11 protein-coding genes are annotated in these 14,646 nt (G+C 37.0%); 1 reads left to right on the forward strand and 10 read right to left on the reverse strand.

The genetic code is table 11. The features are described 5' to 3' along the window. Positions 1-87 precede the first annotated feature (87 nt). The 10 genes from IQI_RS15990 to IQI_RS16035 form a co-directional block, all read right to left on the reverse strand. Positions 88-1,701 carry a PucR family transcriptional regulator gene (locus IQI_RS15990; RefSeq protein WP_064093622.1) on the reverse strand — a complete coding sequence of 538 codons (1,614 nt, stop codon included), beginning with the start codon at positions 1,699-1,701 and terminating at the stop codon, positions 88-90. 67 nt (positions 1,702-1,768) lie between these two features. After that, positions 1,769-1,966 carry a hypothetical protein gene (locus tag IQI_RS15995; RefSeq protein WP_064093623.1) on the reverse strand — a complete coding sequence of 66 codons (198 nt, stop codon included), beginning with the start codon at positions 1,964-1,966 and terminating at the stop codon, positions 1,769-1,771. 14 nt (positions 1,967-1,980) lie between these two features. Continuing rightward, positions 1,981-2,190, reverse strand: a complete 210-nt coding sequence (locus IQI_RS16000) for a hypothetical protein (RefSeq protein WP_064093624.1) — start codon at positions 2,188-2,190, stop codon at positions 1,981-1,983. Between the two features lie 103 nt (positions 2,191-2,293). Beyond that, a complete protein-coding gene (locus tag IQI_RS16005) occupies positions 2,294-3,763 on the reverse strand; it encodes an NCS1 family transporter (protein ID WP_064093625.1) in 1,470 nt (489 codons plus the stop codon). Between the two features lie 144 nt (positions 3,764-3,907). Beyond that, the gene (gene hydA, locus IQI_RS16010; RefSeq protein ID WP_064093626.1) at positions 3,908-5,338 is read right to left on the reverse strand and encodes a dihydropyrimidinase; all 1,431 of its coding nucleotides are present in this window, start codon (positions 5,336-5,338) and stop codon (positions 3,908-3,910) included. Between the two features lie 16 nt (positions 5,339-5,354). After that, on the reverse strand, positions 5,355-6,641 hold the full coding sequence (preA, locus tag IQI_RS16015) for an NAD-dependent dihydropyrimidine dehydrogenase subunit PreA (protein WP_064093627.1): 1,287 nt from the start codon (positions 6,639-6,641) through the stop codon (positions 5,355-5,357). Between the two features lie 11 nt (positions 6,642-6,652). Further along, complete coding sequence (locus IQI_RS16020; RefSeq protein WP_064093628.1) at positions 6,653-8,020, reverse strand: NAD(P)-dependent oxidoreductase; 1,368 nt, start codon at positions 8,018-8,020, stop codon at positions 6,653-6,655. Positions 8,021-8,157: 137 nt separating this feature from the next. Continuing rightward, positions 8,158-9,048 (reverse strand): nitrilase-related carbon-nitrogen hydrolase, encoded by an 891-nt coding sequence (locus IQI_RS16025; protein WP_064093629.1) that lies wholly within the window; start codon positions 9,046-9,048, stop codon positions 8,158-8,160. Between the two features lie 383 nt (positions 9,049-9,431). Beyond that, positions 9,432-10,877 (reverse strand): carbon starvation CstA family protein, encoded by a 1,446-nt coding sequence (locus IQI_RS16030; RefSeq protein WP_064093630.1) that lies wholly within the window; start codon positions 10,875-10,877, stop codon positions 9,432-9,434. 260 nt (positions 10,878-11,137) lie between these two features. Beyond that, positions 11,138-13,306 carry a DNA topoisomerase III gene (locus IQI_RS16035; protein ID WP_064093631.1) on the reverse strand — a complete coding sequence of 723 codons (2,169 nt, stop codon included), beginning with the start codon at positions 13,304-13,306 and terminating at the stop codon, positions 11,138-11,140. 150 nt (positions 13,307-13,456) lie between these two features. On the opposite strand from IQI_RS16035, the gene IQI_RS16040 reads away from it, so the two are divergent. Next, entirely contained in the window at positions 13,457-14,464 is a 1,008-nt protein-coding gene (locus IQI_RS16040) for a YeiH family protein (RefSeq protein WP_082892762.1), read from the forward strand. The last annotated feature ends 182 nt before the right edge of the window (positions 14,465-14,646 follow it).

Raw genomic sequence — 14,646 nt, forward strand, 5'->3', positions numbered from 1 at the left:
TCATACTTCAATTATGATGAGTAATGATAAGGCTTTCATTAGACAATGTGTAAAAAATACAAGTCATTCATTAGACAGTTTACAATTTTATGGGATCACACCTTTCACCTTAGTACACCCCTGAAAGTTTAAAGACTGTTTATATTCATGTGCTGCTAACATAAATTCAAGAGCGATCCTTTTTTCTGGAGTCATATAATGTTCACCAAGGAGTTCTTCAATTTTTTTTAATCGATGGTACAAAGTTTGCCTTACGATAAATAACCGTTTGGCTGTTTCTTGTTTAGAGCCTTGACAGCTTAAGTAGACTTTTAGCGTTTGTAATAAATTTCCATCGTGTTCTTTATCATAATCGAGAATTGGGTGTATACATTCTTCTAACATTTCTGCTAAATCACCGTTTTTTTGCACAATAGATATTAAACGGAACAGATGTAAGTCGTCATAGAAATAATATCCTTTATGATCTTTTATTTTAGATCGATATAAAATACTCTCCTTTGCTGTTTGATAGCTATTATGAATATTCATTAATTCTTTTTGATATTTACCCGTAGAGAAAATGATGTCACTATTACATTGGAAAAGATCAGAATCACGTATTCTTTCATATGCATGTACAATTCTTGGTTTCCAGTCTTTGTTTAGGCGTGTATCAAGCAAAATGAAAATTAGATCATTCCCCTCCCTTTCAGATAAGACTTGAAAACCTTGTTGTTCAAAAATACTTCTAGCCACTAAGTTAAAGTATGTTAAATCAAGTGTTTCATTTTCATTTGTCCTTTTTAATTGACAGATACTGACAACTCCACCTTGAATATTTATCTTTAAATCAGATAAGTATGTTTCTATCCTGTCAAAGGAATGTTCACCTTTTATCCAAGACATAATCCATTTGGACTCTTCTATCCTTTTCTTCTCCTCAAAATAAAGTTCTCTCATGAGAAATTGAGCTAGTGCAGTTGATGTTCTGTCCAGTAACAATAATTCATATTCACTAAAAGGAAGACTACTCCGATAGATTGAAAGTTCAGCGTACTCTTGTTCAAAGAGAATGAGCTTAGTGGAAGCAAATTGAGCGTCTATGCTTTTTTTATGGCGCAGATAACACATCCTAAGCCTTTGCTCTTCAGGACGACGAAAGGGGGGGTATATTTCTACATTTTGTTCCTTTAATTCAAGAAAAACAGGTACATCTAACTCTTTATGTAAAACATGGAGAATTTCGCGAAAATGGTTCACATTTAGAAGTTTTTTATTTAACTGTTGAGCATAAGAATCTAATTGTTTAACCATTTCATATTGGTAGTGAATGAGAACAGAGTGAATATCTTGAGTGATGCTTACAAAAGGAACTTCTTTTTCAAAAACGATTATCGGAAAATCATTTGCATCAGCGCAACGTATTACTGAATTAGGAATAGTTGAGATATTGGTATCCAGCTCTATACAAATGGCAGCTGCTTGGCAATCAACCAATTGGTTAATAAGTGAAAGAAACGTACCTTCTTCCTTTAAAGCTAATCCAGTAGAAAGAATAAGTTCGTTTCCATTTAAAAGGTTTCTTATTGCTGTCACTTCCACTACATGTACCCACTTTACTTTGCGCTTAAGTCCTTTATGTCCTGCAATTACCTTTGCGTGTTCAAAATGCTTCCGAGTTAGAATATCTTCTACTGAAAAATAATAATTACTTTTCATAAGTCTCTCCTCGTCATCCGCCTTAGTACCTTTTAGAATTGATAAAAGGATTGGAAAACCCAACCCTTTATTTTTCTTTTATTTTCGGGATCAAAAGTTGAACTTCCTCATTGAACAAATACATCATTTCTTCATCTGTCACACTTTCTGAAGTTAAGAATGATAGTACCCATTCTACCAATTCCTCAGATGATTGAATGTCCTTCTGTATATCATCATGGCTCCTATTTTCATCAAAGTGGTTACCCTTTAGGAAATTCTTCACTTTAACCCCCCCATTCATTGCTTATGTGTAAACAAGAGATTGGAGAAGTACTTTCTCGCATTGGCTGTTTTAACATGAAGTGTGGCACTTCTCTTATTCTCAGTATGCTTAAATTGAACAAACGCACCGCTAAGGTTCTCTGTTACCTTTTCAATTTTGAACCCCTTTTGAATGAGGAAATCAATCTTATCTCTTTCACTTAGGAATTCTTGATATTCTGACATCTAAACCCCTCCTTATTTCCTTTTTCACATTAAACATAAGACCTTTATGTTAATCGACTAAACATAAAGGTCTTCGATACAAATAAATGAGCTTTGTTTATCTCTAAGTAAGACTTGTTCCCGTTGGCACTTCATCAACGGCTACTTCAGGTTCTATATCAATCTCCCAATCTCTTCCTACTGACAGTCCTAGATATTTTTCATCACTAGGATCAAGTAGCTCAGCCTGTTCATATTTCTTAAACCACCAATATTTTGCCAACACATAATAGCAAAGAGCTCCCAAACCAAATCCAACTAGAAAAGAATAATTTGGTACATAATAGGATGCAACGCCACCTATTATCCAGGATATGAACCCAGCTAAATTTACACCGTTCATATAGTTATATTGACCATTGTCTTCGTAAAGATCCGGTACGTTTACTCTCCGCTTCCTAATAAAGTAATAGTCAGCTATTAAAATACCAACGATAGCAGATAGAATACCCCCTACAAACAAAAGAACAGGAATGATGACACCGAATAACTCCCAAGGTTGAACAATGGTCCCAACAATCCCAGCTGTTATAACCCCTGCCCAGAATGGAAATTTAGGTCCACCTACATTAGAGAAAATTGTTGCGGCTGGCACAATGTTTGCTGCGATATTCGTAGACCACTGAGCTAACACAATCATGAGGAGAAGAATACCTAGAATGAGACCACCTGCTGCTTCCTGAAGGGCTACAACTGGATCATAATTTAGGACAGCAATATATGATATCCCTCCAATTAATACCATAAACGCTTGGGTGATAGGAAGTGCAACAAGATTCCCAATTAATGAACTACGATTTCTCTTAAACCAATTTCTTTCGTTTTTAGGAGCTTTCATAAAACGGGAAATAGATGGAATATCTGCAGAAAGTGTAGCCCAAAACCCCATATTGCTAAAGACTACAACTAAAAATGCTGTAAACGCTGCGCCACCTGTCACGGGACTTTCAACCCAGCTCCATATGTCTCTTCCTTGAGTTGCTGCAGATTCGGATAAGGAAGAATACATCCAGACAGATATCAAAATAATAACTGGTGCTGCAAGATCAGCAAAACGTTCCACTGCTTTAATTCCTAATGCTGTATTCACTAATTGAAGAACAGCAAATATTAGAAAGCATATAAACCAATTATCAAAACCAAAGAGGATATTTAAAATTCCATTCATGGCAGTTGCGCCAAAATACGTATTTATTCCAAACCACATAGAGGCTGCCAGTCCACGAACAATGGACGGTATATGGGTACCAAGAGTTCCAAAAGGTGCTCTCATATAGACAGGAAAAGATAGTCCATGTTCGATTCCGATATCCCCTGTTAATGTAATAAATAGTCCAATAGCTAAAGATCCGATAATTGTGGCAAGGACAACTAGAGGTAGAGGTAGAGACATCACCCCGGCTCCTCCAATGGCAAAAGTGGCAAGGACAACAACCATTCCAACCCACATAAACGAATATCCTAATTTCGTAATTTTTCTTTCACTTTCCTTAATTGGTAATAAATCTGGTGACTTTAAATAGCTTCTTTTCAAATGGAACACTCCTTTTTGTTTGCTTCAAATGGCAAAACCAAACTAATTACAAGAGAGGCAAGCTAGTGAAAAAGGGACATTTCTCCTTTCTCACTATGCTTGCAGGAGTTGTTCTAGGTTTTAGCTGGATAGAGTAGGAGTTTACTAGGATTTAGAGGCTTGAAGTGCTTCTACACTCTCTTCTATTGAAAGTTGCTTCCCGTATTTCGCTCTCTTAATATACTTCCCATTCCCCAATTTGCCGACGAATTGCTTATCTTTAATTACATATTCTCCTCTTGATAAAACGGAAACAGGTTCTCCTTTAATTTTCATCCCTTCAAATGGATTATAGTCTGCTGCCATATGATGGGTTTGTTCTGAAATAACCCTCTCTGTTTTCGGATCAAAGATGACCAGGTCAGCATCAGAGCCGACTGCAATGGTTCCTTTTTGAGGATATAACCCAAATAATTTAGCACTTCGTGTAGACATAATATCGACAAACTGATTCAGGGTAATTCTTCCTTTATCCACTCCTTCTGAGAATAATATAGATACACGGTCCTCAATGATTGGTCCGCCATTCGGAATTTTAGTGAAATCATTTCTTCCAAGATCTTTTTGTCCATTGAAATCAAATGAACATTGATCAGAACCTAATGTTTGTAGTTGCCCACTCTTCAACGCATTCCAAAGGACATCTTGATTCCATTTTTCGCGTAGGGGAGGAGACCATACATATTTTGCACCTTCAAAATTCGGTCTTTCTAGATAGGATTGATCCAACACTAAATATTGAGGACATGTCTCGCCCCAAACATTTAATCCTTTACTTCTCGCTTCAGCTATTTGCTCAACCGCTTCAGCACAGGAAACATGAACAACATAAAGTTGTGAATCAGCAAGACCGGTTAGTTTCGCAGCTCTCCCTGTTGCTTCTCCTTCAAGTTCAGGTGGTCTTGTTTTAGCATGATAGATAGGCTCTGTATTTCCTTCTTTTAGAGCTTTTTCCGTTAAGTATTCGATGACGTCTCCATTTTCTGCATGTACCATGACAAGAGCACCGAGTTCTTTTGCCGCTACTAATGTGCGGAAAAGAGTTTCATCATCTGCTTGAAAAACATTTTTATATGCCATAAAGACCTTGAATGAGGTGATACCTTCTTTCTCAATAACTTTTGGAAGTTGTAATAGGACTTCTTGATTGATTTCCCCAATCATTAAATGGAAGCTATAATCAATAACAGCTTTATCCTTTGATTTCGCATGCCAAGTATCAATAGCGTTTTGAAGGGGCTCTCCTTTGTTCGTTAAACAAAAGTCAATTAGAGTCGTTGTTCCACCAAAAGCTGCAGCAATAGTGCCTGTTTCAAAATCGTCCTTTGAAACTGTCCCCCCAAAAGGCATTTCAAGATGGGTGTGAGGATCGATTCCACCGGGAAATATGTACTTCCCCTTTGCATCAATGATTTCAGCATTTTCTGCTTCAAAATCTTTACCAACTGCAGAAATCACACCATCTTTAATAAGAATATCTCCACTATATGTGTCTGTTGCTGTAACAATGATTCCATCTTTAATAATCTTTATCATTTTCTTCCCTCCTGATTTATTTGATTACATCCATCTTTGAAGCTGCTAATTTCCCTACTACTGCCTGTCGCTCATTCCATGTCATGGGCATGTGTCCACTCGGAACTTCAATCATGTCGATGGCACCGTCTACAGGACATACAATGCTGCAAAGGTTGCAACCAACACAATCCTCTTCTCTCACCTTTAGGAAAGGATTACCATGAGGATCTTTTAACATGTCAATACATTGGTGAGAAGTATCTTCACAAGCAATATGACACTTATTACAATTAATGCACACATCTGTATTAATTTTAGCTACAACACTATAATTCAAATCAAGATTTCCCCAATCAGAAAACTTCGGAACTGATTTTCCTACAATATCTTCTACTGATGATATCCCTTTACCATCAAGATAATTATTTAATCCATCGATCATATCCTCAACAATTCTAAAGCCATGATGCATAGCAGCCGTGCAGACCTGAACACCTGACGCACCCATGAGCATAAACTCAACAGCGTCCTGCCAGTTAGATACTCCACCCATTCCTGAAATTGGCACATTAATACGTGGATTTCTTGCACATTCTGCTACCATATTTAAGGAAATTGGTTTAACTGCAGGACCACAATAACCACCATGTGCTCCTTTACCACCTACATGAGGGATAGTATTCCAAGAATCCAAATCAACTCCAGCAAGACTGTTTATTGTATTGATCATACTGACTGCATCGGCTCCACCACGAACTGCTGCTTCAGCTGTTACCGTAATATCCGTTATATTAGGTGTTAATTTAACAATCACGGGTGTTTTTGCCATTTCTTTAGCCCAATACGTTTGTTTTTCAACTAATTCAGGCACTTGTCCGGATGCAGAACCCATTCCTCGCTCTGCCATACCGTGGGGACATCCAAAATTAAGCTCCAAACCGTCTACTCCAACGTCTTCTACTTTTTTTACGATTTCGTGCCATTTCTCCTGCTTAGGCTCTACCATCAAAGATGCAATGATAGCATGATTTGGAAAACGTTTCTTTGTTTCATATATTTCTTTTAAGTTCACTTCTAACGGTCGATCTGTAATTAACTCAATATTGTTAAAGCCAGCCACTCTCTGACCATTAAAACTTACTGCCGCAAACCTTGAAGATACATTAATAATTGGTTCTCCAAGTGTCTTCCATACCGCTCCACCCCAACCAGCTTCAAATGCTCTTTGCACCTGATACCCTGAATTCGTTGGAGGTGCAGAAGCCAACCAAAAAGGATTGGGTGATTTTATTCCTGCTAAATCAATCGATAAATTTGCCATTGGTTTCCCCCCTAGAACATTCTTTCATTGGTCTGCAATTCTGAGTACTGTGCATGCAAATGATAGGCAGCTCTCTTACCTTGTTCAGCTGCTGTCACAACCATTGCCTCACCAATCCCCTTCCCAAAAACGACATCTCCACAAGCATAAACCTTTGAGTTTGATGTTTGGAAGGTCTCAGCATTCACCTGCACAACTCCGCCATTATGCTGAAGTCCAAATTGTTCTATCAAAGAAAGATGACGTGTCTGACCGATTGCCTTAATCACAACATCTACAGGTAAATTAAATTCTGAGCCTTCAATTGGGATCGGTCTCCTGCGCCCATCCTCACCAGACTCTCCTAACTTCATTTTGATACATTCTATAGCTGTCACTTTTCCTTCTTCATCCCCAATAATTCTTTTTGGTGCTGTAAGCCACCTGAACTCAACTCCGTCTTGCTTTGCAAAATCATATTCAAAATCATAGGCTGTCATTTCATCCTTTGTTCTTCTATATAAAATCTTCACGTTCTCTGCACCTAATCGAACGGAGCAGGTAGCCCCATCAATAGCTGTATTTCCGGCACCAATAACGACTACATTTTTCCCGGCGTATTGTTCAGAAAGAACTCCGCTTTTGGTTGCCTTTACAAACTCAATAGCATCATGAACTCCCTTCAACTCTTCTCCTTCAATCTTTAAGTTTGGAACATTTCCCATTCCGATTGCTAGAATGATATAATCGTGACGATCCATAAGCTCATCTACTGAAATATCTTTCCCCACTACTGTATTCGTTGTAATTTTCACATTTAATTTTTTTACTTGATCTACTTCCCAGTATGAGATGCTTTGTGGAAGCCGGAATGAAACGATCCCATACGTATTTAACCCTCCTGCTTCCTTCTCTGCTTCATAAATAGTCACTTCATACCCAAGTCGGGCCAATTCCCTGGCAGCAGATAAACCGGCAGGTCCCCCACCTACAACCCCTACTTTAAATCCATTAGGTTTCCCTGCTTGAAACAATGTAGCATCATTATGTCGAGCCCAATCTGTTGCATAGCGTTGTAGATCTCCAATCATAATTGGTTTAGTTGAATGATTTAAAACGCACGCACCTTCACAGAGTTCTTCTGTTGGGCACACTCTTGAACAACTAGCCCCTACTGGATTAGCCGACATGATCGTTTTAGCTGATCCATACAGATTACCTGATGCTATTTTCTTAATAAATGATGGTATATCGATTCCAGTCGGACACGCTTGAATACAAGGCGCATCATAGCAATATAAGCATCGATTAGCTTCCTCTTCGGCTTCTCGATTCATTAACCCTTTATGTGCTTCTTTGAAATTCTCTTCAAGATTCAACTTTAATAGAGTGTTAGACAAATTTTATTCCCCCTCTTCCCTTAATAGAAAGATTCTTTTCTACCTCATTGTTCCTGTTACGAAGATGATTTGTTAGAAATAAGTTTGGCTGACGATGAATACTATCTAAAACGTATCAATGTCAGCCATTTCAGTTATTAAGGAAGTAATGCCGTCATATCGTTATACGTTTCAGGTCTTCGGTCACGATAGAACTGCCATGTATCCCGCACTTCCCGTATAAGCTTTTTATTCATTTCACCAATAATCACTTCATCTTGATCTCTACTTCCAATAGAAACAAAGCTTCCCCTTGGATCTACTAGGTAAGATTGACCATAGAATTCTCCCATATTCCAAGGACCTTCATATCCAACCCGATTTATCGCACCTAAGTAGTAACCATTTGCAACAGCATGGGCAGGTTGTTCTAATTTCCATAGGTATTCTGAGAGTCCAGCTACTGTCGCTGAAGGATTAAAGACTATTTCCGCTCCTTTTAAACCTAATAGTCTTGCACCTTCTGGGAAATGTCGATCATAGCAAATGTAAACTCCTACTTTAGCGTACGCCGTATCGAATACTGGATACCCAAGATTTCCCGGCTTAAAATAATATTTCTCCCAGAAACCGTAACCATTTTCGCCAACTCCAACATGAGGGATATGTTGTTTACGATATTTACCTAAATAGGTACCATCTGCATCGATGACCGCTGCAGTATTATAGTATGTAGCAATGCCCTCTCTTTCATAGATTGGTAGAACTATTACTACTTTAAGTTCCTTTGCTAACTCTTGAAACCGTTTTGTAGTTGGACCGTTAGGAATTTCTTCAGCTGATTCATACCATTTAGAATTTTGCTCTGAGCAAAAATAAGGTCCGTAGAATATTTCTTGCAAACAAATAATTTGAGCTCCCTTTGTTGCTGCATCTCTCACAAGTTTGATGTGCTTGTTTATTCCTTTCTCTTTGTGGACTTCCACTGGTTCACTACCATCCACATCATGAGAGGCCTGAATCAACCCTATTTTCACCATATCTGACATTGTTATTCCTCCTATACTAATAGAATTATCAAAAAAGTAAGCGTTTACATATCTTTTGTATTAACTAGCAAACACCTACTTAATTCCACATGATTCCTACTTATTCAGAATATTTAGTATTTTCACTTCATTCTAACTCCTACTTATTTTTATTGCACTATACACAATGTAAAACGAACTCCTCCCACCGTTTGTCATTATGTAAATTCTATTTAAAAATAGATGCAAATCTCTATTTTCTTATACGTTAGCACAGTTATACTGCGAAATTTGTAAAATAGCACCTTTAAAATATTGAATATTCTAACTATTTATCGACAATTTTCTACTCCCCTACTAAAAAGACAGACTTTTCAGCTGAAAAGTCTGTCAAATACTACCTATTAATTTATAGATTTCACGTTCATTACTTCTCGATAGATCGGTTTATATTTTATCAGTTGAAAAATAAACCAAAGGAATATTACTCCCCATAGAATCGCTCCTAAAATCATTGACGTATTATAAGGTAGACTGAGCCCTTCTGGTGCATAAAAAATATAAGAACTAACCACTCCTGTCATAAATAAGGCAGGAACACTACATATCCAATGAAACTTACCATTTTGTAGTAAATAGATAGTTGCTGTCCATAACATTACGGTTGCAACTACTTGATTGGACCACCCTACATATCGCCATAAGAATGTATAGTCAATCTGAGTAAGAAAAAAAGTTGGTAATGCAACGGGGATTACGAGTAACATGGAAGTCCATCTCCCATTCTCTTTTTTCTTGTTTACACCTTTTAATAGATCTGCCAGCATCATTCTGGACGATCTTAGAGCGGTGTCCCCGGTTGTGATTGGAAGAATAATCACTCCTAGTACAGCTAATACACCACCAAAAGAACCTAGGGTGGATTTACTAATTTCATTTACTACTCCTGCAGGACCTCCTGATGCTAATGCTTCTTGAAGTCCGTGGGTACCATTAAAAAATGCCATTCCAGCTGCTGCCCAAATAAGTGCAATAATTCCTTCCGCCACCATTGCACCAAAGAAGACTTTCCGACCTTCACTTTCTTTCTTTAATGTTCTAGCAAGAATCGGACTTTGTGTGGAATGGAACCCTGAAATTGCTCCGCAGGATACAGTTACCATTAGTAATGGCCAAAGGGGTAATTCCTGAGGATGCAAGTTAGTAAACGTTAGGTTTGGAACCGGATTGTCAAAGAAAAATAACCCTCCTCCAATTGCTAATGCCATAAAGATTAAGATGGCTCCGAAAAATGGATATACCTTACCAATAAATTTATTGATGGGCAGCACTGTTGCTATTAAAAAATATGTAAAAATTATTATTAACGATGTCATAAATGAAAGGGGTGTTACTTCAGCCATTAACTGAGCAGGGCCTGAAGTAAAAGCAGCTGCCACAAGAATCATTAAAATTATGGATAAAATATTCATGACTGACTGAACTGGTTTTCCAAGGTATTTTCCGACAAGAGTTGGAAATTGAACACCATTATGTCGGAGCGACAGCATTCCCGAGAAATAATCATGAACCGCCCCTGCAAATAAGGTACCAACCACAATCCAGATAAACGCCACCGGTCCATATAAAGCTCCTAAAATGGCTCCGAAGATTGGACCTAACCCCGCAATGTTTAATAATTGAATAAGACTTGCTCTCCACCAGCTCATGGGCATATAGTCATAATTATCTTTACTTTTGTATGCTGGAGTTACATTGTCGTCATCGATAACAAAAATCTTCTCTACCACCTTTGAATAAATAAAATAACCTAATAGTAAGATCATGATGGATGCAAGGAATGTAAGCATCACGAACGTCCTCCCTTCAATTTTGAAATTAACGTTCATTCTAATACGTTAAACGACAAAAAACAACAGAATTTTCTAAAAATATTATTTTTTCAGATAAAAATTAACGAAGACTAAAAGAATGATTCCTTTTTATTCAGTCATGTAAACGCATACACTCTCAGTGAAAAAATTTTTTGTTTTAATAGCAAAAGAGAACCTCAAATTTTGAGATTCTCTTTTCGTTTGCGATTCCTCACACACTTCATTACTTTTATTTTTTATTGATCTAATTTTAATTTAGCTAAAGCGTCTGCTAAAGCTGTGTTCACTGGTTCTTCTTTTTCCTGAGTTTTTAAATACTTATGAACGTCTCGTTTTGTTGCTTTAGTGTCTTTTTCTTTTTTTCTTCGATTGTTAAACGTTGATAGCTTCTCTTTATGTCCACATGTACATACGAAAACTTGACCTTCTCCCTGGCCACGTAATTCTAGTTTTTTATGGCAGTTTGGACAACGGGCATTCGTTTTTTTACTTATATTTTTTCTGTGTCCGCATTCACGATCTTGACAAACTAGTTTTTTCCCATGCTTATTTTTTATCTCCAACATTAAGTTACCGCAATCCGGACATTTTGTTCCAGTAAGATTATCATGAGTGAATTTCTTCGTGGAATTTTTGATCTCTGAAACAGATTTTTTCGTATACTCCTTTATTTCTTTGAGGAATTCAGTTTTACTTAGAGATCCATTAGCGATTTTTTCGAGTTTTTGCTCCCATTCAGCCGTCAGGGCGGGGGATTGTAATTCAATAGGTACCAGCTCTAATAATTGCTTTCCTTTTGAAGTGATGTAGATTTCTTTCCCTTTTTGCTCAATAACCCCTGAATTAAACAATTTTTCAATAATATCAGCACGAGTGGCTACTGTTCCGAGACCCCCAGCTTCATTAATTGTCTCCAGGAGATTTTTATTACTTTCCTTCATGAACGTTTTTGGGTTTTCCATTGCTGATAATAAGGTACCTTCGTTGAAACGACTGGGTGGATTTGTTTTTCCTTCACTTTCAGAAATAGATTGGATAGATATGTTTTTACCTTCCTCCATCTTTGATAATACTTGGTCTTCTTCATTATCAAAGTTATAAATCTCTTTCCAGCCTATTTCAACGATTCTTTTTCCTTTTGTTTGAAAACTCTCTCCCCCAATTGAAGCCTTAACGGTTGTTTGCTCAAATTCATAGGGTGGATAAAAAACAGATATAAATCTCTTAACAATTAAATCATATACCTTTAACTCTCTATTTTGTAATCGTTGTAAAGAAGGTGTCTCTTCTGTTGGAATAATGGCATGATGATCAGATACCTTACGATCATCTACATACGCTTTTGAAAGAGTTAGTGAACCTTTCACCGCTTTATTTACAAACGTTCGATACGGTTGTACATTGATTGCATCAAGTCTGTCTTTTAGCGTGCTTACCATATCTGAAGATAAGTGCTTACTATCTGTTCTTGGATAAGTAACTAGTTTATGTTGTTCGTACAGTTTCTGCATGATAGATAGTGTTTCTTTAGCAGAAAATCCATAGAGTTTATGTGCATCCCTTTGTAATTCAGTCAAGTCGTATAGTGAAGGGGCATAATTTTTCTTAAACGTACTATTAACTTTATGAATTGTAGCTGTTTTTTCATTTTTTAAACTGTTAAAAACGGTTGAAATCATTTCCTTAGAAAAGGTTTTTGTATCTTGGTTCTTAGAATTTATCCAAACAAAATTACCCTTCTCAGTCGAAGCCTTCAATCCATAAAACGGTTGAGGACTAAACTCTTTAATCTCTTTTTCCCTTGCTGCGATTATACTAAGGGTGGGTGTTTGTACACGACCACATGATAATTGTGCATTGTGTTTCGTAGTGAGTGCACGTGTGGCATTCATACCTACATACCAATCCGCTTCTGACCTCGCTTCTGCGGCTTCGTATAAACGGATATAACTTTTGGCATCAGACAGTTTACTAAATCCATCGCTAATCGCTTTGTCTGTTACGGAAGAAATCCATAATCGTTTTAATGGTTTCTTTACTCTTGCCTTTTCTATAATCCAACGAGCCACCAGCTCACCTTCTCGTCCAGCGTCTGTTGCTATAATAATTTCCTTTACATCCTGTCGATTCATTAAGGTTTTAACTGAGTTGAATTGTTTCCCTGTTTTCTTTATAACGACAAGTTTTAATGAGTCGGGGAGCATTGGCAGATCTTCCAGGTTCCAGGTTTTATACCGCTCATCATAACTTTCTGGCTCAGCTAATGTAACTAAATGACCAAGAGCCCATGTAACAATATATTCATTTCCTTCTAGAAATCCGTTCCCTTTTTTAGTACACTGAAGTACTCGTGCAATATCTCGACCAACAGAAGGTTTTTCTGCCAGAACTAATGTTTTTATCATAAGTCAAAATCCTTTCACTTCTAGGTGTTTATTTCGTACATCTGTTTATTCTAACATAATAAATGAATTCAGATATTTAACGAACGTTCTCGATTTTAAGAATTTGTATTATACTTATTGGTAGATTTTTTAAAAAGGAGCTAACACACATTGCAACAAGACGTATTCATTCATAAAAAATCAGATCCTGCATTGCCAAAATTAATTTGGGGAGTCCTTCTAGTCGTTATCATAAGTTTCATTTCTAAGGGATTGGGGACTTTGTTTCCTTTGGTAGGGAACCTCTTATTTGCCATCTTAATTGGAGTCATTCTTCAAAATGCCTTTCCACTTTCGTCTAAAATTAATCCTGGTATTCAATTCACCCTGAAAAAAATATTAAAAATATCCATTGTATTACTGGGCGTGAGTTTAAGCTTATTCGATATACTAGAGATTGGACAAAGAGCCTTATGGATTATTTCACTATCTGTTTCAATTGGGATTGGCGTGACCTATTTAGTAGGGAAAATGCTTAACATCGATAAAAGACTAAGTTTATTAATTGGGATTGGTACAAGCATATGTGGTGCCACCGCAATCTCAGCAGTAAAAGGGATTGTCGGGGCAAAGGAAAATGAAACAGCCTATGCCTTATCCACCATTGTTTTTTTCAATCTTATTGCCTTTGTTACATACCCACTGGTTGGCCAAGTTCTTCAGATGTCTGATCTTTCATTTGGAATTTGGGCTGGAACTGCTGTACACGATACATCTTCAGCCGTTGCAGTAGGCTATGTATATGGAGATAAGGCAGGAGAAGTTGCTACTACTGTAAAATTAGCAAGAACTTTATTTCTCATACCCATTATGTTTTGTCTGCCTTTCTTTGTGAAAACAAACAGCAAAGATTCAAGGAAGACCAATTATAAAGACGTTTTCCCTTGGTTTATTTTTTTATTTCTTGGCGTATCACTTCTTCATACTTTTGAAATTATTCCAACCGTATTAGAAACATATATGAAGACATCTTCTAAATTTATGATTGTAATGGTTATGGCTGCTGTTGGCTTACAAGTAAGAGTTAAAGACATTGGAAAGCTAGGATTTAAACCTTTACTAACAGGCTTTATTTCCTCCTTAACCTGTGCGGTGATTAGCTTGCTTTTACTCATGTAAAATATACAATTCATAAAGCTCTTTTTCTATTGCTCTTTTGCAAACTATAATCTTTCTGAAAAGAATCTATATTTAACATTGTGGGCAATAGAAAAAAGAGCATCATTAGACGCCCTTAATTCAAAGATTTGTAAGTAACAAATAATATATAATTCAGTATACTTCTTTAAGTCTTCTGATAA

Source organism: Rossellomorea aquimaris TF-12, assembly GCF_001648555.1.
In the GTDB taxonomy this organism is placed as follows: domain Bacteria; phylum Bacillota; class Bacilli; order Bacillales; family Bacillaceae_B; genus Rossellomorea; species Rossellomorea aquimaris.

Excerpts from the sequence above, each read along its gene's own strand:
- IQI_RS15990 (WP_064093622.1), bottom strand. The coding sequence starts at position 1,701 with ATGAAAAGTAATTATTATTTTTCAGTAGAAGATATTCTAACTCGGAAG.
- IQI_RS16000 (WP_064093624.1), bottom strand. The coding sequence starts at position 2,190 with ATGTCAGAATATCAAGAATTCCTAAGTGAAAGAGATAAGATTGATTTC.
- hydA (WP_064093626.1), bottom strand. The coding sequence starts at position 5,338 with ATGATAAAGATTATTAAAGATGGAATCATTGTTACAGCAACAGACACA.
- preA (WP_064093627.1), bottom strand. The coding sequence starts at position 6,641 with ATGGCAAATTTATCGATTGATTTAGCAGGAATAAAATCACCCAATCCT.
- IQI_RS16025 (WP_064093629.1), bottom strand. The coding sequence starts at position 9,048 with ATGTCAGATATGGTGAAAATAGGGTTGATTCAGGCCTCTCATGATGTG.
- IQI_RS16030 (WP_064093630.1), bottom strand. The coding sequence starts at position 10,877 with ATGCTTACATTCCTTGCATCCATCATGATCTTACTATTAGGTTATTTT.
- IQI_RS16035 (WP_064093631.1), bottom strand. The coding sequence starts at position 13,306 with ATGATAAAAACATTAGTTCTGGCAGAAAAACCTTCTGTTGGTCGAGAT.